Raw genomic sequence first — 1,271 nt, forward strand, 5'->3', positions numbered from 1 at the left:
TAAGTACCGAAGTCCCTGATTTCACACTGCCAAGAAAAGCGTCTAGCGAGGAACAAGGTGCCCGTACCGCAAACCGACACAGGTAGGCGAGGAGAGAATCCTAAGGTGCGCGGGATAACTCTTGCTAAGGAACTCGGCAAAATGGCCCCGTAACTTCGGGAGAAGGGGCGCCTCGGTAGGGTTTATAGCCCGAGGAGGCCGCAGTGAAAAGGCCCAAGCGACTGTTTAGCAAAAACACAGGTCTCTGCGAAGCCGCAAGGCGAAGTATAGGGGCTGACGCCTGCCCGGTGCTGGAAGGTTAAGGGGATGAGTTAGCGCAAGCGAAGCTTTGAACCGAAGCCCCAGTAAACGGCGGCCGTAACTATAACGGTCCTAAGGTAGCGAAATTCCTTGTCGGGTAAGTTCCGACCCGCACGAAAGGCGTAACGACTTGGGCGCTGTCTCGGCAAGAGACCCGGTGAAATCATAATACCTGTGAAGATGCAGGTTACCCGCGACAAGACGGAAAGACCCCATGGAGCTTTACTGTAGCCTGGTATTGAAACTTTGTGCATCATGTACAGAATAGGTGGGAAGCTGTGAAGCGAGGGCGCCAGCCTTCGTGGAGCTGTCGTTGGGATACCACCCTTGATGTACGGAGTTTCTAACTTGCCGCCCTTATCGGGTGGAAGGACCATGCCAGGTGGGCAGTTTGACTGGGGCGGTCGCCTCCTAAAGAGTAACGGAGGCGCCCAAAGGTTCCCTCAGAATGGTCGGAAATCATTCGTAGAGTGTAAAGGCACAAGGGAGCTTGACTGCGAGACCTACAAGTCGAGCAGGGACGAAAGTCGGGCTTAGTGATCCGGTGGTTCCGCATGGAAGGGCCATCGCTCAACGGATAAAAGCTACCCTGGGGATAACAGGCTTATCTCCCCCAAGAGTCCACATCGACGGGGAGGTTTGGCACCTCGATGTCGGCTCATCGCATCCTGGGGCTGAAGTAGGTCCCAAGGGTTGGGCTGTTCGCCCATTAAAGCGGTACGCGAGCTGGGTTCAGAACGTCGTGAGACAGTTCGGTCCCTATCTGTCGCGGGCGTAGGAAGTTTGAGGAGAGCTGTCCTTAGTACGAGAGGACCGGGATGGACGCACCTCTGGTGCACCAGTTGTCACGCCAGTGGCACAGCTGGGTAGCTATGTGCGGACGGGATAAGCGCTGAAAGCATCTAAGCGTGAAGCCCCCTTCAAGATGAGACTTCCCATAGCGCAAGCTAGTAAGACCCCTTATAGACGAT

Annotated in this window: 1 rRNA gene; it reads left to right on the forward strand. The window is 55.5% G+C overall.

What is annotated here, in order from left to right:
* Nucleotides 1–1,271, forward strand: a 23S ribosomal RNA gene (locus tag O0550_RS23975); the annotation flags it as partial.

Origin of the sequence: Brevibacillus halotolerans, assembly GCF_026891775.1 — a bacterium.
GTDB lineage: Bacteria > Bacillota > Bacilli > Brevibacillales > Brevibacillaceae > Brevibacillus_B > Brevibacillus_B halotolerans.